This is a genomic window from Megalodesulfovibrio paquesii (assembly GCF_054653055.1).
The window spans coordinates 386,455-407,603 of sequence record NZ_BAAIGQ010000006.1 but is presented as its reverse complement, the minus strand read 5'-3'; the positions used below and the strand labels follow the sequence as shown (position 1 = coordinate 407,603).

Below are 21,149 nucleotides of genomic sequence, written 5' to 3'. Positions count from 1 at the left end.
CCAGACAGGCTACCATCCGTCCATGCCGCACGCCCCTTCCGCTTCCCTGTCCGCCCGCCGCATTGCCATCCTGCCCCCGGCCCTGCAAAACCAGATTGCCGCCGGCGAGGTGGTGGAACGGCCGGCTTCGGTGCTCAAGGAACTGCTGGAAAACAGCCTGGACGCCGGGGCCTCGCGCATCGACGTGACCATTGAACGCGGGGGCCAGGGGCTCATCCTGGTCCGGGACGACGGCAGCGGCATCCCCGAGGCCGAGCTGGAACTGGCCCTGACCCGGCACGCCACCAGCAAGATCGCCCGGCTGGACGAACTCTTCTCCCTGGCCAGCTTCGGGTTTCGCGGCGAGGCCCTGCCCAGCGTGGCCTCCGTGGCCCGGCTGACCCTCAGCGCCACCCTCCCCGGCGAGGCCGAAGGGGCCTTCATTGATGTGCTGCATGGTCAGATCCGGGACCGCGGCAAAACCCCGCCCCGGCCCGGGACGGAAGTGGCCGTGCGGGATCTCTTCGCCAATGTCCCGGCGCGCCTGAAGTTTTTAAAAACCCAGAGCACCGAGGCCAAACGCTGCCAGGATCTCTTTGCCCGGCTGGCCCTGGCGCACCTGGACATCGCCTTTTCCCTGACCCTGGATGGCCGCGAAGTGTATCGCTTCCCGGCCCGGCAGACCCTGCGCGACCGCCTGGCCGCGGTCTGGCCGCCACAGCTGCTGCAGGGTCTCGTGCCCTTTCATCTGGAGCGCGAGGATGGCCGTGTCCACGGTCTGGCGGGCAGTCCGGCCCAGGCCCAGGCCCGGGGCGACCGGCTCCTCTTTTACGTGAACCAGCGGCCCGTGCAGGACCGCCTGCTCCAGGCCGCCGTGCGCGAGGCCTACAAGCAGCGCCTGCTGGCCCGGGAGCACCCGCAGGTGGTGCTCTTTCTGGACCTCCCGCCCGAGGCCGTGGACATGAACGTCCATCCGGCCAAGACCGAGGTCCGCTTCCGGGACGAGGACCGCGTTTTCTCCCTGGTCCGACGCGGGGTGCTGGCCGGCCTGGATGCCCTGCGCCCCGAGCTCTCGCGTGCAGCCGCCCCGGCCTTCGCGGTCTTCGCGGCTGACGAGACGGCGGCGCTGCCGCCCCTTGCGCCTGCGCCGGCGGCGTCCTGCGGAAACATTCCTCCCCAAACGCCTTGGGCCGTGTCTGCGGCTCAGGAGGCTCGTCACCAGACCCACCGTCCAGCTCCCTCCGGAGCAGGCCCTCGCGGCGAGGCTGCCGCCACCATGCGCCTGCTGGCCGAGCCGGCCGCGGCCTATCATTCGGCCCGCCCTGGCCAGTTCCATCCGCAGGGCCAGGATCAGGATCTGGGCCAGGCCCGGGAGCACCCCCTGGCAAACACGCCGCAGTGGTTGCATGCGCGCACAGTCGGGCCAGGCTCTTCCCAGACCAGCACTCAGGCCAGTCCCCAGGCCAGTCCCCAGGCCGCCCCCTGGCGCTACCTGGGGCAGATCGCCGCCACCTATCTGCTGCTGGCCCTGCACGACGGGTCTTTGGCCGTGGTGGACCAGCACGCTGCCCACGAGCGCGTGCTCTACCACCGTCTGCGGCGCGGCATGGGCCAGGAACCGGCACAGCTGCTGGCCGCTCCCCTGACGCTCTCCCTGCACGCCGCCGAGGCAGAAGCCTTGAAAGCGGCCCGCCCCCACTTGGCCCGGCTCGGTTTTTCCCTTGAATTACACAATAATGTGGCCAGCTGCACCGCCGTGCCGGCCATGCTCAGCACGGCCCAGGCCCGCAGCCTGCTGCGCGACGTGGCCACCGGGTCCCTGGATGCCGAGGACCCCCTGCACGACCTCTGCGCCATGATGGCCTGCAAGACGGCCCTGACCGCCGGCCAGTCCCTGGCCCCGGACGAGGTCCGGGCGCTCCTCGAAGCCTGGCAGGCCACGCCGGACCACCAGTTCTGCCCCCACGGCCGCCCGGCCATGCTCATCTGGACTGGCGAGGATCTGGAAAAGGCCTTCAAGCGTCGCAGCTGACCGCCGCCGTTCTCTTCTTCCTTCGATCCTGCCCCGCGCCCTCATTGCCTGCCGGGGGAGGCGCTGTCGCCGCCTCCCCCCGCTACGCGCTGCCCTTTTTTCGTTGCCTCATTGCACAGAGGGAAATGTTGTGGCATCAAGCATATATTCTCGTCGCCTTTGTCCGTCAGTCGGCATTTCAAATTAATCCAAAGAGAGCGGCTATGACCCTCCGCATGAAATTCATCCTGCCCACCCTGGCGCTTATCGTCTTTGGCATGGCCGTGACCACCTGGATGACCTATCAGCGAAGCACAGCCTCCCTGACCGCGGCGGCCATGGAGAAATCCACCACCGCGCTGCACGGGCTGCTTTCCGCCGTGGAACTGTGGGTGGACGGGACGCAAAATGAAATCCTGACGCTCTCCAAAACTGCCGACATCACTGAGGCCCTCGATCCCGCCGCCACCACCGCCACCGCTGCCCCTGACCGCGCAGAACGCACCCTGGCCCTGCTCCAGGACAGCGCCAACCGCCATTCTACCCTGGACAGCATCCTGCTCCTGAGCACCAATGGCACCTGCATCGTCTCCACCAACGCGGCGCTGTTGGGCAAGGATCTTTCCGGTCGCGAGTATTTCAAAAAGGCCGCAGGCGGGCAGGCGTTTTTATCCAAGCCCCTGTTCTCTTCCGACACCGGCGAGGCTGTTTTTGTCATTGCCGCCCCCGTGCTCTCGGCCGGAAAAGTCGTGGGGGTGATCGCCTCTGGCGTCAAGATCAGCGCCTTCACCAAGCAATTTGTCGAGCCTTTGAACACCCCCGCCAGTTACGCCTTCGTGCTGGACCCCGACGGCCTGACCCTGGCCCATGCCGACAAGGCTCTGGTGGGCAAGTACAACGTGTTCAAGGAGGCGACGTTCGGGCCCGCCATGGCCAGCGCCCCCAAAGGGCGGTTGGACACCGAGTCCCTGGGCGAGCAGAAGCTGATCCTCTTTGAAAAATCGCCCAAGACCAGCTGGACCCTGGGCATGACCGTCACCAAACGCCTTGCCTTTGCCGACGCAAAATCCCTGGGGCAGCTGTTGCTGGGGCTTTCGGCCGGGCAGGCGGCGCTCATTGCCGTCGGGGTGCTGGTCATCCTGTCCCTGAACGTGTTGCGGCCCATTCAGGCGCTGGTGGCTGCGGCCACGCGCATTGCCGGCGGGGATTTGACCACGGCCCTGGACGTGTCCCGCAAGGACGAGTTCGGCGTGCTGCAGCGAGCCATGGCCGCCATGGTGGTCAACCTCAAGGGCAAGATTGGCGAGGCCGAGGAACAGGGGCGGCTGGCCGCCGAGGAAAGCCGCAAGGCCAACGCCGCCATGGCCGAGGCCGAAGCCGCCACGCGCAAAGCCGAGGCCGCTCAGCGCGAGGGCATGCTCCTGGCTGCCGGCCGGCTGGAGCACATCGTCAATGCCGTCACCGACGCGTCCCAGACCATTGCCGGGCAGATTGACCAGTCCAGCCGGGGCTCCCAGGAGCAGTCGCACAGGGTGGGCGAAACCGCCGCAGCCATGGAGGAAATGAACGCCACGGTGATGGAGGTGGCCCAGAACGCCTCCCAGGCCGCGGCCACCGCAGACACCGCCCGCAACAAGGCCGGCGAGGGCTCGGGCATCGTGGCCCAGGTCATCCGCAGCATCCAGGAAGTGCAGACCAAGGCCCTGGATCTGAAGGCCGACATGACCCGCCTGGGCGAGCAGGCCCAGGGCATCGGGCAGGTGATGAACGTCATCTCCGACATTGCCGACCAGACCAACCTGCTGGCCCTGAACGCGGCCATCGAGGCCGCCCGGGCCGGGGATGCCGGCCGCGGCTTTGCCGTGGTGGCCGACGAGGTGCGCAAGCTGGCCGAAAAGACCATGACCGCCACCAAGGAAGTGGGCGCGGCCATTTCCGGCATTCAGCACGGCACGAGCAAGAATGTGGACAACGTGGAACAGGCTGTGCGTCGCATCGAGGACGCCACTACCCTGGCCGGGCAGTCCGGCCAGGCCCTGGAAGCCATTGTCCAGCTGGTGGACCAGACCACGGACCAGGTCCGCTCCATTGCCACGGCCTCTGAGCAACAGTCGGCCACCACGGAGGAAATCAACCGCAGCGTCATGGACATCAGCCGCATCTCGTCCGAAACTGCCGCCGCCTTGCAGCAGTCCGCCGCCGCCCTGGCCGGCCTGACGGATCAAACCCGGCAACTGCGCCGACTCATCGACGAAATGCATTCCGGCAAGGGGGGGCCCGCCTAGGGGAATCGTCGCCCATTATCCTGGCAAGAGCTCTGGAAAGGGCTCAACATGAAGGGGAAACCCGATGCGCCATCCATCGGGTTTCCCCTTGTGCATGGGATCGCAGCGGGCCAGGGGTTAGCAGTACCAGTCGTCCGTCAGCAGATGGTTGCGGACATAGTCGGCCACCGCGGCTTCCAGGGGCTGGAATGGCGCGGCATAGCCCGCGGCGTGCAGGCGGTGCATCCCGGCCTGGGTGAAGTACTGGTAGCCGGCCCGCAACGACTCGGGCATGGGGATGTAGTCGATGGCCGGCTCGCGGTTCATGGCGGTGAATACGGCCGTGGCCAGATCCTTGAAGCTGCGGGCCTGGCCGGTGCCGACATTGAAGATGCCGTTGGCCTCGGGATGCTCCAGGAGCCAGGCCATGACCGCGGCGCAGTCCTTGACCGAGACGAAGTCCCGCAACTGGCCGCCGTCGGCATAGTCCTCGCGGTGGGAGGCGAACAGGTTGACCCGGCCCGTGTCCCGAATCTGCTCATAAGCCTGCAGGGCCACGCTGCGCATGGGGCCCTTGTGGTACTCATTCGGCCCGAAGACATTGAAGAATTTGAGGGAGGCCACCCTGGGCAACAAGCCTTCCATGGCCAGCCACTGATCCACGCGGTGTTTGCTCCAGGCATAGGCATTGCGCGGCCGCAGGGTGGGCAGCCGTGTCGGGTCGTCATCGAACCCCTGGCTGCCGTCGCCATAGGTGGCCGCGCTGGAGGCGAACAGAAACCGGGCGCCCTGTTCCAGCGCCCAGCGACAGAGGATCATGCTGTAACGGACGTTGTTTTCATACAGAAAGCCGGCGTCGCGCTCGGTGGTGGCAGAGCGCGCACCCAGGTGCACCACGGCGCGCACGGGCAGGTCAAAGCGGCCGGACCGGATCAGTTCCAGGAAGACGTCCTTGTGCAGGAAATCCAGGTACCGGCGTTTGACGAGATTTTTCCACTTCTCGCCCGGGCCTGCGCCAGTGCCCAGATCGTCCACCAGGAGCAGCCGGTCCTCGCCATCCTCGTTCAGCCGCCAGCTCAGGACACTGCCGAGCATCCCGGCCGCACCGGTGACGATAACAATAGGCTTGTTCCTGCCTGCGCTCATGCCCGCACCGCCTCGTCTGGCCTGGGTTCGGGTGCCGGAACACCCAGGGGATCCGGATAGCGCCACAACCCGGTCTTGACCAGCGCCACCCCTTCCTGCGCAGGCCTGGAGACCGCGGGGGCAGAGGGAGCCATCAGGCCCAGACCAAACAGCTCCAGACACCCGACCAGGGGCCGGCCCAGCACAAACAGTTCCGCCGCACTGCCGCCGGCTTCGGCCAGCATGCTCCGTGCGCTCTGATCCAGGGCCAGCATGCCCAGCAGTCTGGCCTCGGCCGCGGGATCCCCCCTGCGGAAGGCCAGGGCCAGACGCGCCATTTCGGCCACGCTGCAACGCGCTTCATGCATGGCTGCCAGACTGGCCAGCCGGCCGCCTGCCGGCATGATCTCGAAGCGGGTCAGGCGCTCCTCGGCATAGGCCTCGCGCAGGGGGCCGGGGTTCCGGCAGTCTTGCAGGCGGCATTCCCAGGGACGCCAGGGATGGCGCACACAGGCGCTTTCCGCGGCATCGTAGAACACGCAGGTCCAGTCGTCGCCCCCATGGGCAAGCCCCTTGCCCCGGATTTTGACCATTTCGACGGCCAGAATCGTGACCCCGCCGGCCGGCTGATCGCGCACGGGCTCGCCCACACGCAGGGTGACCAGATCCGAGATGTCCAAAAACGGCCGCACCCCGCCTGGGTCCGGGGTCAGCAGCGCCAGGTCCTGACGATGCAGGGCCGGGCCGCCGTCGCGGCAGCAGGCACCGCAGCGAATGCAGTTGCTCATGCCGTCTCCTTGCTCTTTGACACGGGAAATTCAGTGCGCACAGCCCGGGCGTGGGTCTGGCAGTGCATGTCCACCCACTGGATAAAGCCCATGGCCGCGTGCAGCCGCCAGGCGGAAATATAGCTGCGGCGATCCGCACTCCAGCAGGTGGTCTGGTGCGGGTCGAAACAGCTGTCCGTGCAGGAAAGGCCGGGCTCTTTGTCCGGATCGATACAACTGGCCAGCTCGGCCACGGTGGGCAGCCGCCAATCGGCATACCCGGCAAAGCGCACGACATTGAGCTGATCCACATAAGCCCGCGCCTCCTGCCAGGAGCAGGCATACACGGTGCCGGATCGCTGCCAGCGCAGGCCGTGGGCGGTGTCCAGTACCGTCTCGCCTTCCGCCTCGCAGCTGAACTGCGGACGTACCGGACAGCGCGGCCGGCCCAGACGGTCCAGCCCCAGCTGTTCCAGATCGCGCAGGGGGCCGGTTTTCAGCGGCGTGCTGCGCAGGGCAACACCCGGCCCGGCAGCCACGCTGGAGACCGGCGCCGTCGCCGTCCAGTCCTCGGGCAATTGACAGGCCGCGTCCAGGGCCTCCAGAAAGCGATCCCGGAGCGCAAGCAGTTCGCTGGCCATGGCCGCGGCTGTGTGATGCCGCCGGGCCGGGTCGCGGGCCAGGGCCGTGGCGAAAAAGGCCTCCATTTCCCGGCCCAGAGCCGGATCCAGCAAGTTCCAGCGGGCGAAGCAGGCATCGCGCCAGCGGCGGGCCTCGGCAGCATCGTCGGCATCCATCTCATCCGGGGGGAGCATGCCCACGAGCATGCGCCAGAGGAGCACGCCCACGGCATAGCAGTCCGCAGCCGGCCCGGCGGCCTCGGGGTTTTCGGCCTGCTCTGGCGCGGCGTAGTACGGGGTGCCGATCTTCACGGCGTCCGGGTCATCGCGGGGCAGTTCACCACGCAGTTTGGAGAGGCCGAAGTCGATGATTTTGATGCGGTTTTCTTCCGCCAGCAGCAGGTTGAACGGCTTGATATCCCGGTGGATGATGCCGGCGTAGTGCAAGCGGGCCAGACCGTCCAGGGTCTGCATGGCGTAATCCAGGGCCATGGCCGGGGGAATCCGCCGGGAGGGGGCTTCCATGCGGTAGGACTCGCCCATGAGTGCGCCGAGACTGTCGCAGGCGTATTCCATGACGAAAAAAGGTCGCCCGCCGTCCTCGCCATAGTCCCAGACCTGGCTGACGTGCGGATGCCGGATGCCGGCCATGATCCGCGCCTCGCGCAGAAAGCGTTCCTTGAGCACGTCGTAGCCCAGCATGCGGGCCAGGTGCTCCGAAGGGGCCAGCAGTTTGAGGGCCACGAGCTTGCCCAGGGCCGGGTGCTCCACCTTGTACACCGCGCCCATGCCGCCCTTGCCCAACAGGCCGAGGATGCGATACCCGCCTATGGTGCGCATAATCAATCCTTACAGGAGCTTATTGGCATACGTTCTCGGCATGCCGCGGGCAAGGATCTTCTCGGCCGTGCGGTGGGCGTCATACTCCACGGCCCGAACCTGCAGCCGATGCGCCGCGTCATCCCAGCGTACGTATTTGGCGCGCTTGTCCTGTTCCCGGGGCTGTCCGACACTGCCCACGTTGATCACATACCTGACCGCCGGATCCAGGGGCAGCTCGCCTTCTGGCAGCCTCCCGCGCAGGACCTCGCCCTGGCGCCACTCCACCCGCGCCAGCAGATGCGTGTGCCCCACAAAGCAAATCCATTCCCGAAGCCGGCGGAACATGCACTGCAACTCCACGCTGTCTGCCTTGAACAGATACTTGAGGCAGGACTCCGGTGGGAACCCATGCACAAAGCGACAGTTGGCAAAGGTGCAGGCATAGGGCAGGGCCTGGAGCCGGCGCATGGCAGGCCGGCCCAGCAGTCGCCGCGTGTGCTCCAGCGCATCCTGAGCCAGAAAATTGAACCAGCTGCTGCGGCCGCGGCCCAGGAGCGCCCACTCGTGATTGCCTTGGATCATCCGCACCCGGCGCGTCTCCAAAAAAGTCAGGACCTCGCGCGGATCCGGGCCGTAGCCGACCATATCCCCCAGGCAGAAGACCGCGTCGGGCTGCCAGGGCTCCAGATCCTGCCACACGGCCTGGAGCGCTTCGAGGTTGCCGTGCACGTCTGCCAAAACGGCCAGACGCATCAGGCAGACTTCCTGCGCGCGGCCACGGCCGCCTGGACAAAACGTGGCGCCCAGTCCGGCACGGCCAGGGCGTGGAGGTGGGTGTACGAGGCCATGACGTTCTTGTGCATGAGCCCGTCATACCCGGCAAGCATGCCCTCGCCTTTTTTCATTTTCAGGCCCAGGTTCAGCTCCGCGCCATCCCCGGCCAGACACTGGGAATAATGGAACTCATGGCCGCGAAAGACCAGCCCCTTGGGGAGGAAGGGATTTTCCGCCACCACCTCGACCTCCACGTAGCCCAGGCCGGCGGGTTTGGCGGTCAGCTCCGTGCGCACGGGAAAGACGCCGGCCATGGGATGCGGCTGCCCCTCGACCATCAGGGCCTTGGCCAGGTACATGAAGCCGCCGCATTCGGCGTAGATGGGCAGGCCCATTTCCGCCAGCATGCGCACCCGCTGGCGTACAGCGGTGTTGGCCGCCAGCTGCTCGGCCAACTGCTCGGGAAACCCGCCGCCCAGGTACAGGCCATGAATATCCGGCCAGGGTGATGGATCCAGCAGGGAGAGCGGCACCAACCGGGCACCGGCGCGCTCCAGGGCCTCCAGATTCTCCTCGTAATAGAACCACAGGGCGGCGTCGTGGATGTAGCCGATGCGGGCCAGGGGTTTTTCGCCCTCACCGCGGTCTCCGGGCCAGATAAGTTCCGGTGCCTGCCCCCAGGGGGCAGCCTGTTGCGCAATGGCCTGGATGGCCGGCAGGTCCAGATGGCGTTCCATGAGATCCGCCAGGCTGTCCAGGGCGGCCTCCGCACCGTCCTGCTCGCGCATGCTGGTCAGGCCCATGTGGCGTTCCGGGATGGGATTTTCCTTGATTTTCGGAAGCATGCCCAAGATCGGGACATCCGTATAGGCCTCAATGGCCTGACGCAGGGCCTGACGGTGCCGGTCGCCAGCGGTGCGGTTGCAGATGACCCCGGCCAGCTGCAGGCCTTCTTCAAAACGTTGCACACCCTGGATGATCGCAGCCACGGTGCGGGTCATTTTGGTGCAGTCGATGACCAGAATCACCGGGCACTCCAGATGCCGCGCGAGCAGGGAGCTGGCGCAGGCGCCGTGGACATCGTGGCCGTCGAAGAGCCCGCGGTTGCCCTCCAGCACGGCGATATCGCCATCGCGCATACGGTACTGGAACAGGGCCCGCAAGGTGGGGGCTTCGAAAAAATAGGGATCCAGGTTGGTGGGCGGCACGCCTGCAGCAAGGCCAAGCCAGCCGGCGTCGATGTAATCAGGCCCTTTTTTGAAGGGGCGGACGCTGAGGCCGGCGCGCTTCCAGGCGCGGCACAGGCCAAGGGAGACGACGGTTTTGCCGGCACCGCCGGAGAGCCCGGCCACCATGACCCGAGGCCGGATGAGGGCCGGGAGTGCGGGAGCGTTGTGCTGCGCAAGGCCCGGAGCAGCGCCTGCCACAGCGGGCGCGGCGGGCGTGGCGGAGTTGGGGGGGCAGGAGACACCGCTGCGCACGCCATCGCCTGCCGTCGCGGGGGCGGCAGGTGATGCATGCGCCAAGGCGCGCTTTGGATGGGAACCGGGGCGATCAGGCATGGGAAATGCAGCCTCGCCTACCTCCCGACGCCCCTCTTCCGCGCGCCTTTTGCTTGAAAGGAGAGGCAAAGGGCAGTGAGCGTGCTAGCCCTCGACCTCGGACCGGTTGCCAGCGCCCTTGAGACCGTACATGGTGGTGGAACCGCTGGACCAGAATTCGAGCACGCCGTCGTTCACCAGAGCAGTGAGGATCTTCTTGACTTCGCGCTGCTTCATATCGGGGAAGAGGTCGGTGAAATCGTTGAAGTAGAACTTGGTCTTGCCCTTCTTTCCCTGCAGGTATTCCACAACTTTCTGTTTTGCTTCTTCCATGATGTCACGCCTCTCTGCGCGTTCGAGTGAACGGGCCGGACGCTTGCGCGCCCGGCCCGGGAAAGGCAGCCCCTCTTAGTCGAGGTGGCTCGTGAACTTGAACTGGGTGGTCTGCCGCCAGGTGTAGTAGGCGGGATCCCGGAAGTCGTCGATGCAGTGGTGGGAGAATTCCAGGCCGGTCTTCTCGTAGAAGGATTCCCAGCCGATCCGGTGAATCCAGTCGCCGATACGTTCGTACTTGCGAGCGTCGGCGGCGTAGACTTCCACGATCTTCTTCACGATCTTGGCCATCGTGGGCCAGCGGGGAGGCTCGTTGGGCACGAAGGCGACCACGACCTTGGAGAAGGAAGGGACGTTGATACGGTTGGAGATCTTGCCGCCCACCATGATGGCGATGCCGTCGCCGGGGCCGTCAGACAGGGGCAGGGCCGGGCACATGGTGTAGCAGTTGCCGCAGTACATGCAGCGATCGTTGTTGATGGCCACGGACTTGACCTTGTTGCCGTTCACTTCCGCGGTGATGGGCTTCACGGCGGCGGTGGGGCAGGCAGCCACGGCGAGGGGGATTTCGCAGAGGTTGGCCAGGTTTTCGTGGTCGATCATCGGGGGCTTGCGGTGGATGCCCACCAGACCGATGTCGGAGCAGTGCACGGCGCCGCACATGTTGATGCAGCAGGCCAGGGAAACACGCACAATGGCGGGCATGCGCATGTTGGTGAACTCTTCGAAGAGTTCGTCCATGACCACCTTGACCGGGCCGGAGGCGTCGGTGGCGGGGGTATGGCAGTGGACCCAGCCCTGGGTGTGCACGATGTTGGAGATGGAAGCACCGGTGCCGCCGATGGGGAACTTGAAGCTGCCGCCAGCGAACTTGCGGGACTTCAGGTCTTCCACCAGGGCCTTGAGGGTGGCTTCGTTATCCACCATGAATTCCACGTTGTTGCGGGTGGTGAACCGCAGGTGACCGCCGCAGTACTTGTTGGCGATCTCGCAGATCTCCCGCAGGTGGCTGGTGGACATCAGGCGGGCAGCGCCGCAACGGACGGTGAACACCTTGTCGCCGCTCTTGGCCACGTGCACCAGGATGCCGGGCTCAAGAATTTCGTGGTAATCCCAGTTGCCGGCGTTCTTGGCGATAACCGGGGGGAAGAACTCATCGAATTTGCGGGGGCCGATGTCCGTGATACGGTTTTCCATCGGCTTGTCGGGATTGTACCCGGAAGAAATGAAGGCCATCTTTTCTCTCCTCCCCTTATCTCATGTGACGCTTGCGGTAATCGGCGATGTCGCGGCTCCAGCCACCAGGCACTTCCTCTTCCTTGAAGAAGATGTACGGGTTGTGGCGAGGCTCGGACACGTGCTGGGGAACAGCCTTGGTGCCAGTCACTTCCAGGAGCTTCTGGAAGCCCACGCGCTTCATGGTTTCACCCAGACGCTCGCGGTTCTTGCCTTCTTCCATCCACCATTCCCAGATGTTTTCGATGACTTCTTTCACTTCATCGAAAGGCTCTTCGGCGGCGATGAAGGGAATGAGCAGGGAACCCATCTGCGCGCCGTCGAGGACGGGCGCCTTGGCGCCGACCAGGATGGAAGCGCCGCGTTCGTCGCCGATCTTCAGGGCGCGGGGCATGGTGTTGATGCAGTGCATGCAACGGGTGCAGTTCTTGTTGTCGATGCTCAGCTTGCCGGACTCGTAAGTCATGCAGCCGGTGGGGCAGAGACCAACCACTTCAGCTTCGATGTCGAACTTGCCCCAATCGCGGCCGGAGTGGGCGCCGCCATTGGGCTTGAATTCGCCGCCGACATAAGCCTTCACAGCTTCCTGGTCGATCTTGATGTCGTCCTTCCAGGTGCCGATGACGGAGAAGTCGGAACGGGCGATGGAGGCGACGCAGCCGTTGGGGCAGGCGTCGAACTTGAACTTGAACTTGTAGGGGAACGCGGGGCGGTGCAGTTCGTCCTGGTAGTCCTGGGTCAGCTGGTAGCACATCAGCTGCGAGTCGTAGCAGGCGAATTCGCAGCGGGAGATGCCCAGGCAGGATTCAGGGGTACGCAGGTTGGAACCGGAACCACCAAGGTCGGTGTTCAGGTTGTGGGTCACTTCGAAGAAGATTTCTTCGAGCTGCGGGGTCTGGGTGCCCAGGAGCACGATGTCACCGGTGGAGCCGTGCATGTTGGTCAGACCGGAGCCGCGCAGGTCCCAGATGTCACAGATGGCTTCCAGGTACTCGGCGGTGTAGTACTTGGCAGCGGGCTGGGCCAGACGAACGGTGTGGAAGTGCGCCACGCCGGGGAACTTTTCAGGCTGGTCGCAGTAGCGGCCGATGACGCCGCCCCCGTACCCGAAGACGCCCACGATGCCGCCGTGCTTCCAGTGAGTTTCCCCTTCGTGATACGAAAGTTCGAGGATCCCCAGCAGGTCGTCAGGGCATTCGGCAGGAATCTGGTAGTCAAACCCCTTGGGGTTCTTGGCCCGATTGTCGCACTCCTGCTTGATGTCGGACACGAAGCTGGGCCAGGGCCCTTTTTCGAGCTCGTCCAACATCGGGGTTGGATGCTTCGCCATCGCCTTACCTCCACATTGGTTAGGTTGGATGTTCCAACCGACGGCGCGCCGCATGCGCTCCCGTCGAAACGTTGCCTAATCACTGTGCAAAACGCGCTGTGCACCAGTGGTGCGCAATCGGGTCTTGCCTGCTTCCGCACACTTGCGCGTGCGCCGCCCCTTCCGCCACCGCAACCGATGGCGAAAACAGGCGGAAGGGATTCCTCCAAGCTAGCAGGAGTTCACGCTAGAAGGCTTGTCCTGCTTTGTCAACAAACATTTGTTCCATTCTGCACATGCATTCCGGACCAGTTCCGGACCAGTTCCGGACCAGTTCCGGACCAGTTCCGAGCCAGGCCCCCGCGCCTGACCTGACTCGATTTTTCGCCCGTAAGGTCTTTGCATTGTGGGATTAGCGCATTCCGCCTCGCAAGGCAAGGCTAGTTCCGCCAATCAATCCTCCCTCCCGACGCTTTCTCTCCACTTCACCCAGGGCAGTCCCTTGACGCCCCCCTCCCCCCACGCTTAAAGAAAGGCCCATGCAAGACGAACGTGGCCTCTACTACTATCCCAACCCCCAGCAGACCGACACCCGCTGCTATGTGCGCCACAGCGCCGCAGGCGAGATCGAGTTCCGGCTGTGGAATCGGCAGGAACCACGCTTGTGGGAACAGCACGGCTGGCTGCCCCTGGAAGTGATCCGACAGGCCGCCGCCCGGTATGCCGATCGCCAGCCGGACAAAAACCCCATGCTGCTGTACGACGAAGCCGTGGCCAGGATGCTGCTGGCCAACGGTTCCTAGCTGGCATCAATCTGTTTTCTGCTGCAGGCGGCCAGCTCCCCTGGCCAGCTGGCATGCGGCGGCGTGGCTGCAGCAACTGTGGCGCGATTCGCTGTAGGCATAGCAGATCCGTTGCTCGCGGAGCAGGCGTTCGGCAGTCAGGGGCGGGGCAGGATGTGCGCCGGCCAGGGCTGTGAGGGTATCCCAGCGTGGCAGGGCGTGCAGGCCTTCGGCCAGCGTTTCGCCTGTGGCCACGGCCAGCAGCACGGCGTCCTTGGAATCCGTGACCACAGCCAGCGGGATGGGGCCTTGCGGATGGATGCGCGCGGCAGCCAGGGTCTCACGCACGAACGTGGACACTTCCCCAGGACAAAAATCCAGCAGGCACAGCGGGGCGCCTGCCGGGCCCACGGCATCAAAGGCAATCAGATCCGTCAACCGCACGTAGGGCGCGCCGTCGATTTCAAAGTGAATGGCCTGGCGCGGGCGCAGGCATTCCTTGGGCCAGCCGCGTTCTTCCACCAGCAGGCGGGCCAGGGCCTGGCGCAAATCCTCGTAGGTGGTGGCCTCCACCTGCTCGCCGGTCAGGTAGTCTTCCAAGGTATGGCCGAGGCTGATGTCATGCATGCCTTTGCTCCCTCAAAACAACGCGACGCTGCGCCCGAAGGAACCCTGCGCCAGGAAAAACGGTGGCATTCGAAGCGAAGATCCCCGAATTGCACGGCCCTGCCCGGTCCAACATCTTGACGCGCAGCTTGCTTCCATCCTAGCATAAGAAGAAAGTACGTTTCCTCGCAACATCCTTTTTCCTGGAGCGTTCTCTCCGTGTCCACCGCCAAAGAGGTCATGGAACATCTGGCCCGGTCCAAAGGCTATTTTCATCGGCATGAAGTGGCCCGTGCTGTGCTGGCGCTTGCGCATGGCCTGAAGATGCTGGTCGAAACGCCTACCATCGTGGGCCGGGACAAGCAGGCTGTGCAGATGGCCATTGCAGAGATGGCCCAACACCTGGGGCGCACCGAAGAAGCCCAGGAACACATGCTGGAAGGCCTGTTTTACGAGCGGGGCAAGGAGAAGGCTTTTCTCAATGATTGCGCGACGTTCTATAAACGCCTTGACGCCGCGGCCAAGGCCGAACAGGAAGCCCAGACCCAGGCCCGCAAGCTGAAGATGGACCGCCTGATGCTGCGCGCCGGCAAGCTCATTGCCGCCGGCAAACTGGCCGAGGCCATCCAGCATTATGAGGAAGCCGCCAGCCTGCACCACGATGAAGACATCATTTTTACCATGATTGGGCGCAAGCTCCTGGATGCAGGCGCGGCCGAGCAGGCCCTGCCCTGGCTGACCCGGGCTGTCGGCACCAAGGATGCCAGCGTGGTTGCCTATCTCTCCCATGCCCAGGCTCTCAAAACGTTGGGGCAAACCCACGAAGCCCTCAAGGCCTGCCGCGATGCCCTGGACCGGCTCGGTCCCCGCGCGGAACTGTACCTGTTGCAGGCCCAGTTGCATGAGCAGGCCAGTCAGGCCAACGAGGCCCTGGCTGCCTACAAAAGCGCGCTGGACCAGCCGGACACCGACTCCCAGGTTCGCATGAAGGCCCTGGCCGGCTGCAAACGCCTGAGCCGGGTCTGATTCTCACGTTCCCTTGCCCTCTTTCTCCCTGTCCCCCTCTCCACCCCCAACACAAGGACCATACCGCCATGGACAACGCCATGACCGCGAATCCCGCGCCCCTCGGCCTCATGGGATTCGGCATGACCACCATTCTGCTCAACATCCACAATGCCGGGTTCTTTCCCATTTCGGCCATGATCCTGGCCATGGGCATTTTCTATGGCGGCATCGCCCAAGTCATCGCGGGCCTGATGGAGTTCAAGAAGGGCAACACCTTCGGCTTTACGGCCTTCGTCTCCTACGGCTTCTTCTGGCTCACCCTGGTCTTCATCCTCATGGCTCCCAAGCTGGGGCTGGCCGAGGCCACGCCCCACGCGTTCATGGGCTGGTTCCTGTTTTCTTGGGGCCTGTTCACCTTTTTCATGTTCCTGGGCACCGCCGGCAAAAGCCCGGTGCTGCGCTTCATTTTCGGTTCCCTGGTGATTCTCTTCCTGCTCCTGGCCATCCGGGACTGGACCGGTTCCGAGTTCATCGGCATCATTGCCGGCTATGAGGGCATCATCTGCGGTGCCAGCGCCTGCTACCTGGGGATGGCCGAAATGCTCCACGCCGCGCAGAGCAAAAAGGTCCTGCCCTACTAGATTCCCTGGATCCCATTGTCTCGACACGTCCGGCGGGAGCCCCGTGCACAGCGCGCTCCCGCCGGCCCGTCTTTCTGCCTTGAACACGCCCCGGTGACACACGCCGGCAACGCGGATGCGATACACCCGTGAGCATGAAGACGCACAGACTGCTGTTTGACGTGGGCAACACCACGGTGAGCGTGGGCCTTGCCTCCCTGGCCGGCCCCACGACGCCACCCCACCACCCTGCGCCCCCGGATCTCACCGTCTGGCAGCTGCCTTCCACGGGCGCGGTCACGCCGGACTCCCTGGGGCTGGCCCTGCACGGGCTGGTGCAGGTGGCCGGGGTGGCGCCGTCGCAGCTTGCGCCGGGTCTGGCCTGCAGTGTGGCTCCGGCCTTCGATGCCGTGCTGCGGCAGGCCTGCCAGCGTTTTCTGGGCCAGACGCCGGCCTTTGTGCAGCAGGATGTCACCATCCCCCTGGAAAACCGCTACGAACGCCCCCTCGAAGTCGGCGCGGACCGGCTGATGGCTGCCTGGGGCGCGCGGACGTTGCTGCCGGCCGATTCGCATCTGGTGGTGGACTTCGGCACCGCCACCACCCTTGACTGCGTGCGCGGAACAGCCTATCTGGGCGGACTCATTTGCCCGGGCGTGCTCTCTTCGGCCAGGGCCCTGTTTTCGCAAACGGCCAAGCTGCCCCAGATTGATCTGGATCTGAAAAGCGATGTGGTGGCCCCGGGCCGATCCACCAAAGAATCCCTCTCGCAGGGGCTGGTCTTCGGCTTCGCATCCATGATAGATGGTCTTGTGGACAAGCTTTCGCCTGTAGTCCAGGGCGAGCTCCCCGACGCGCCCATCGTCGTGGCTGCGGGTGGTCTGGCCAATGCCATTGCCCCCCATGCCGCGCGCATTCAGCACGTCCGGCCCGCGCTCATCCTGGAAGGTCTGGCGCTGCTGGCCATGGACGCCTGCTGATCCTTTTTTCGTTGCAACACAACCGAACCACTGAACCTGCCAAACCAACAGTTTGAGGCAAGGAGAAGACGAGCATGAGCACCATTGTCGCCGTTTGGGGCCGGGAGATCCTGGATTCCCGTGGCAATCCCACCGTGGAAGTGGAAGTGACCCTGGAGACCGGTGAAGTGGGCCGGGCGGCCGTGCCCTCCGGCGCCTCCACCGGCACCCGCGAGGCCCTGGAACTGCGCGATGGCGACGCCACCCGCTATCAGGGCAAAGGCGTGACCAAGGCCGTGGACCATGTGAACGGCGAAATCGCCGAAGCCGTGGTGGGTGTGGACGCCCTGCGCCAGAGCGCCCTGGACAACCTGCTCATCGAGCTGGACGGTACCGAAGGCAAGACCCGCCTGGGCGCCAACGCCATCCTGGGCGTGTCCATGGCCACGGCCCGCGCCGCCTCGGAATTCGTCGGCCTGCCCCTGTACCAGTACCTGGGCGGCGTGAATGCCAAGATCCTGCCTGTGCCCCTGATGAACATCATGAACGGCGGCATGCATGCCCCCAACAACCTGGACATCCAGGAATTCATGATCATGCCCATGGGCGCGGACACCTTTGCCGACGCCCTGCGCATGGGTGCGGAAACCTTCCACACCCTCAAGAAGATCCTGGCCAAGGACAAGCACATCACCTCCGTGGGCGATGAAGGCGGCTTTGCCCCCAACCTGGGAAGCCACCGCGAGGCCTTCCAGTACATCATGAAGGCCATCGAGGAAGCCGGCTACGTGCCCGGCGTGGACATCGCCCTGGCCATCGACGCCGCGGCCAGCGAATTCTACCGCGACGGCAAGTACATCCTCTCCGGCGAAGGCAAGACCCTCTCCAGCGCCGACATGGTGGAATACCTGGGCCAGTTCGTCAGCGAATTCCCCCTGGTCTCCATCGAAGACGGCCTGGCCGAAGGCGACTGGGAAGGCTGGAGCCACCTGACCATGGAGCTGGGCGACGTCATCCAGCTGGTGGGCGACGATATCTTCGTCACCAACCCCTCCATCCTCGCCCGGGGCATCCAGACCGGCGTGGCCAACTCCATCCTCATCAAGCTGAACCAGATCGGCACGGTGACCGAAACCCTGGATACCATCGAAATGGCCAAGCAGGCCGCGTACACCACGGTCATCTCCCACCGCTCCGGCGAAACCGAAGACAGCTTCATCGCCGACCTGGCCGTGGCTGTGAACGCCGGGCAGATCAAGACCGGCTCCCTGTGCCGCTCCGACCGCATCGCCAAGTACAACCAGCTCCTGCGCATTGAAGAAGAGCTGGAAGACGACGCCATCTACTTCGGCCCCACCATGGCGGACCACTTCTGCGCCGTGGACGAAGACGAGATGGACGTGCAGGACGAAACGGACTAAACAGTCCGCACGCGAAGGATTCGCGAGGGAGGAACCCCGCAATGCGGTTCCTCCCCCGCTCTTCTCTTCCCAGGCATGTATTGGCGCACCCCCTCAAAGACGAGTCTTTGGGGAGGGGGTTCGGGGGAACCCCTTTCTCCAGAAAAGGGTTCCCCCGATCTATTTTTTCCTGTTCAAAGGTGATCCCATGCTCCTCATTGACGGCAAAGCCACGGCCCAGGCCATCCGCGCAGAACTCAAGGACGAAATCCTCGCCATTGGCGGCGCGGCCTCCCGCCCTCCGCAGCTGACAGTCATCCTCGTTGGCGAGGACCCGGCCTCCGCCGTGTACGTGCGCAATAAGGAGCGCGCCTGCGCCGACGTGGGCATCACCTCCCGCACCGAGCGCCTGCCCGCCGGCACCGACGCCGCCACCCTGGACCGCCTCATCGCCGACCTGAATGCCGACCCCGGCGTGGACGGCATCCTGCTCCAGCTGCCCCTCCCCGGCGGGCTGGATTCCACCGCCTGCCTGGCCTGCATCGCTCCGGACAAGGATGTGGACGGCTTCCACCCCGTAAACATGGGCAATCTGGCCCTGGGGCATCCGGGCTTTCAGCCCTGCACCCCGGCCGGCGTCATGGAACTGCTCAAGCGCTATGATCTTTCCCCCAGCGGCAAGCATGCCGTGGTGGTGGGCCGCTCAAATATTGTCGGCCGCCCGCTCTCCCTCATGCTGGGTCAGTCCGGCCCCTTTGCCAACGCCACGGTGACGGTGTGCCACTCCCGCACCAAGGACCTCCCGGCCGTGACGCGCTCGGCGGATTTCCTCTTTGCCGCCATCGGCAAGCCCCGTTTCATCACGGCGGACATGGTCAAGGAAGGCGCCGTGGTCATTGATGTGGGCATCAACCGCACCGAAACCGGCCTGTGCGGGGACTGCGACTTCGACGCCCTCCAGGGCAAAGTCGCAGCCATGACCCCCGTCCCTGGCGGCGTGGGCCCCATGACCATCGCCATGCTCCTGCGCAACACCGTGACGGCCTGGAAGGCGCATCTGGGCATCGGAAGCAGCCCCATCGGCTGCGTTGGCTGCTCGCCGGCATGACCAGCGATCCTGCCACCCCCGAGCCTTCCCATGCCCAAAAAATTCCGCGCTGATCAGCTGGTGCACGAGCGTGGCCTGGCCGAGAGCCGCGAGCAGGCCAAACGGCTGATCATGGCCGGCCAGGTGCTGCTGGAAACGCCCCACGGCCCCGAGCCTGTGGCCAAGCCCGGCCAGCCCCTGCCGCCGGAGGCCCTGCTTTCCCTCAAGGCGCCGCAGCGGTTCGTCTCCCGCGGGGCGGAAAAACTGCTGACGGCCATTGAGGCCTTTCATCTCGATTTTACGGGAAAAGTCTGCCTGGACGCCGGCGCGTCCACGGGTGGATTCACCGACTGCATGCTCCAGCATGGCGCGGCGCGCGTCTATGCCGCGGACGTGGGTCATGGCCAGCTGCACGAAAAGCTGGTGGCCGATCCGCGGGTGGTCAACCTGGAGCGCATCAACCTGCGCCACGCCGAGCCGGATCTCTTGCCAGAGCTGGTGGACTGCATCAGCGTGGACGTGTCCTTCATCTCGCTCACGCAGGTCTTGCCGGCCTGCCTGCAGTTCCTCAAAACGCCCGGCGAGCTGGTGGCGCTCATCAAGCCACAGTTCGAACTGGGGCCAGGCCGCACGGTCAAAGGAGTGGTCCGGCGCGAGGAAGACCGCCAGGAGGCAGTGGACACGGTGGCGGCCTTTGTCACCTCGCAACTGGGGATGACGCTGGTTGGCGTCGTCCCCTCCAAGATCCTTGGCCCCAAGGGCAATCAGGAATTCGTCAGCTACTTCACGCGGTAGCGGGTGCGTGTCCGGAGAATCCGCCACAGCGGCCCGGCATTTCTTCCGAATGGCGAAGTGGTGGCGATGCGCGTAGGGTGTGGGTGCTGGCCGGAATGGCCGTGCTTCCCTTTCACCCCTGAGCCTGCAGGAGCCGCCCCATGCGTCATCCCCTTTTGTGTCCCCTGCTCTGCTGCGCGCTGTGGCTGCTGGCCGCCACGGCCACGGCCCATGCCGCCGAGCCTGGATTCCCCCTGGTGTACTGCCTGGACGGTGCGGTCATGTATCGCGATGGCGTGGGCGGCAAACCCGTGCGCCTGGGCCAGGGCATGTCGCCCTCGCTCTCTCCGGATGGGATGCGGGTCGTATGGATCCCTGTGGAAGGCTCTTCAGACAAGGACTCCAGGCATGGAGATCTGGTGCTGTATCACCGTGATACCGGAAACACCGAGGTCCTGGTCCACGACGGCGGCATCCTGCGCACCGTGGCCTGGTCCCCCACGGGGCAGCACCTGCTCTATTGCTCCTTCCGGGACGATCACACCGAACTCTGGACCCTGGACCCTGGCAAATCACCTGCCTGCATCATCAGGACCGGTGGTGACAGCCAGCACGGCGATGATGTGTTTGAGCCCGTGTGGGCTCCGGACGGCCAGAGCATCTCGTATCACGACATGTCACACTGGTATCGCGTGGGCCTGGATGGCGCAGTCCTGGCCCGGACCCCGCTGACCGAGTTCGCCGGCAGGAGCGAAGGCTTCACCAGCGCCGACCGCTTCGCGCCGCGCCCCGGCGAACCCGGGACCATCCTGTTCAGCGCCAGCGTCCCCGGCACGCCTCTTTTTCAAAAAAAGATCAACGATATTAATACAGCACTGTTCCTCTACGACACGCCCACCCGCAAAATCACGCGCCTTACCAGCGAGGATTTCACGGCCTTTTCACCGGTCTGGTCCCCTGATGGGCAGTCCATTCTCTTTGTGGGCTACACCGACGTGCAGGCATCCTCCTCTGCTAACCCACTGCGGGTGTTTGCCATGCGTCCTGGGGCGACACCGGTGGAATTGTTCAAGGGGGACAGCCCGATGCCTGCCGCGGGCGGCGGGAGTCACTGAAGCGGCGAGCGTCGGCA

The 21,149-nt window shown here is 65.0% G+C and carries 19 protein-coding genes; 10 read left to right on the top strand and 9 right to left on the bottom strand.

Annotation, left to right across the window (positions count from 1 at the left end):
* Window positions 1-22: 22 nt before the first annotated feature.
* On the top strand, window positions 23-2,011 hold the full coding sequence (mutL, locus tag ACYQ00_RS14695) for a DNA mismatch repair endonuclease MutL (protein WP_460032851.1): 1,989 nt from the start codon (window positions 23-25) through the stop codon (window positions 2,009-2,011).
* Window positions 2,012-2,214: 203 nt separating this feature from the next.
* Window positions 2,215-4,275: a methyl-accepting chemotaxis protein gene (locus tag ACYQ00_RS14690; protein WP_460032850.1), complete on the top strand. Its 2,061-nt coding sequence runs from the start codon at window positions 2,215-2,217 to the stop codon at window positions 4,273-4,275.
* A 117-nt stretch (window positions 4,276-4,392) separates the two neighbouring features.
* On the opposite strand, the gene rfaD is transcribed toward ACYQ00_RS14690, so the two are convergent.
* The 8 genes from rfaD to dsrA all read right to left on the bottom strand — a co-directional run bounded on the left by rfaD (window position 4,393) and on the right by dsrA (window position 12,802).
* Window positions 4,393-5,376 (bottom strand): ADP-glyceromanno-heptose 6-epimerase, encoded by a 984-nt coding sequence (gene rfaD / locus ACYQ00_RS14685; RefSeq protein WP_460033176.1) that lies wholly within the window; start codon window positions 5,374-5,376, stop codon window positions 4,393-4,395.
* Window positions 5,377-5,396: 20 nt separating this feature from the next.
* Entirely contained in the window at window positions 5,397-6,167 is a 771-nt protein-coding gene (locus ACYQ00_RS14680; protein WP_460032849.1) for a YkgJ family cysteine cluster protein, read from the bottom strand.
* A complete protein-coding gene (locus ACYQ00_RS14675) occupies window positions 6,164-7,606 on the bottom strand; it encodes a protein kinase domain-containing protein (RefSeq protein ID WP_460032848.1) in 1,443 nt (480 codons plus the stop codon). The genes ACYQ00_RS14680 and ACYQ00_RS14675 overlap by 4 nt, the downstream gene beginning before the upstream one ends.
* A 9-nt stretch (window positions 7,607-7,615) precedes the next feature.
* Entirely contained in the window at window positions 7,616-8,341 is a 726-nt protein-coding gene (locus ACYQ00_RS14670) for a metallophosphoesterase family protein (protein ID WP_460032847.1), read from the bottom strand.
* Complete coding sequence (locus ACYQ00_RS14665) at window positions 8,341-9,717, bottom strand: cobyrinic acid a,c-diamide synthase CobB (RefSeq protein WP_460033175.1); 1,377 nt, start codon at window positions 9,715-9,717, stop codon at window positions 8,341-8,343. Before ACYQ00_RS14665 ends, ACYQ00_RS14670 begins: the two co-directional genes overlap by 1 nt.
* Window positions 9,718-10,008: 291 nt before the next feature.
* Complete coding sequence (locus ACYQ00_RS14660) at window positions 10,009-10,236, bottom strand: dissimilatory sulfite reductase D family protein (protein ID WP_460032846.1); 228 nt, start codon at window positions 10,234-10,236, stop codon at window positions 10,009-10,011.
* A gap of 75 nt (window positions 10,237-10,311) precedes the next feature.
* Window positions 10,312-11,472, bottom strand: coding sequence for a dissimilatory-type sulfite reductase subunit beta (gene dsrB, locus ACYQ00_RS14655; RefSeq protein WP_460032845.1), 1,161 nt, complete (start codon window positions 11,470-11,472; stop codon window positions 10,312-10,314).
* A 16-nt stretch (window positions 11,473-11,488) separates the two neighbouring features.
* Entirely contained in the window at window positions 11,489-12,802 is a 1,314-nt protein-coding gene (dsrA, locus tag ACYQ00_RS14650; protein WP_460032844.1) for a dissimilatory-type sulfite reductase subunit alpha, read from the bottom strand.
* A 518-nt stretch (window positions 12,803-13,320) separates the two neighbouring features.
* Between dsrA and ACYQ00_RS14645 the strand changes: the two genes are divergently transcribed.
* Window positions 13,321-13,584: a hypothetical protein gene (locus tag ACYQ00_RS14645; protein ID WP_460032843.1), complete on the top strand. Its 264-nt coding sequence runs from the start codon at window positions 13,321-13,323 to the stop codon at window positions 13,582-13,584.
* 6 nt (window positions 13,585-13,590) lie between these two features.
* Here ACYQ00_RS14645 and ACYQ00_RS14640 read toward each other — a convergent pair whose 3' ends face one another.
* Window positions 13,591-14,190 (bottom strand): type I restriction enzyme HsdR N-terminal domain-containing protein, encoded by a 600-nt coding sequence (locus ACYQ00_RS14640; protein WP_460032842.1) that lies wholly within the window; start codon window positions 14,188-14,190, stop codon window positions 13,591-13,593.
* 198 nt (window positions 14,191-14,388) lie between these two features.
* Between ACYQ00_RS14640 and ACYQ00_RS14635 the strand changes: the two genes are divergently transcribed.
* The 7 genes from ACYQ00_RS14635 to ACYQ00_RS14605 all read left to right on the top strand — a co-directional run bounded on the left by ACYQ00_RS14635 (window position 14,389) and on the right by ACYQ00_RS14605 (window position 21,132).
* Window positions 14,389-15,195, top strand: a complete 807-nt coding sequence (locus tag ACYQ00_RS14635; RefSeq protein ID WP_460032841.1) for a tetratricopeptide repeat protein — start codon at window positions 14,389-14,391, stop codon at window positions 15,193-15,195.
* 68 nt (window positions 15,196-15,263) lie between these two features.
* Window positions 15,264-15,818: an acetate uptake transporter gene (locus ACYQ00_RS14630; protein WP_460032840.1), complete on the top strand. Its 555-nt coding sequence runs from the start codon at window positions 15,264-15,266 to the stop codon at window positions 15,816-15,818.
* Between the two features lie 134 nt (window positions 15,819-15,952).
* Complete coding sequence (locus ACYQ00_RS14625; RefSeq protein ID WP_460032839.1) at window positions 15,953-16,777, top strand: type III pantothenate kinase; 825 nt, start codon at window positions 15,953-15,955, stop codon at window positions 16,775-16,777.
* 74 nt (window positions 16,778-16,851) lie between these two features.
* Window positions 16,852-18,177: a phosphopyruvate hydratase gene (eno, locus tag ACYQ00_RS14620; RefSeq protein ID WP_460032838.1), complete on the top strand. Its 1,326-nt coding sequence runs from the start codon at window positions 16,852-16,854 to the stop codon at window positions 18,175-18,177.
* Between the two features lie 187 nt (window positions 18,178-18,364).
* Window positions 18,365-19,264, top strand: coding sequence for a bifunctional methylenetetrahydrofolate dehydrogenase/methenyltetrahydrofolate cyclohydrolase FolD (gene folD, locus ACYQ00_RS14615; protein WP_460032837.1), 900 nt, complete (start codon window positions 18,365-18,367; stop codon window positions 19,262-19,264).
* 30 nt (window positions 19,265-19,294) lie between these two features.
* Window positions 19,295-20,038, top strand: coding sequence for a TlyA family RNA methyltransferase (locus ACYQ00_RS14610; protein WP_460032836.1), 744 nt, complete (start codon window positions 19,295-19,297; stop codon window positions 20,036-20,038).
* A 140-nt stretch (window positions 20,039-20,178) separates the two neighbouring features.
* Window positions 20,179-21,132, top strand: a complete 954-nt coding sequence (locus tag ACYQ00_RS14605; protein ID WP_460032835.1) for a biopolymer transporter Tol — start codon at window positions 20,179-20,181, stop codon at window positions 21,130-21,132.
* Window positions 21,133-21,149 lie beyond the last annotated feature (17 nt).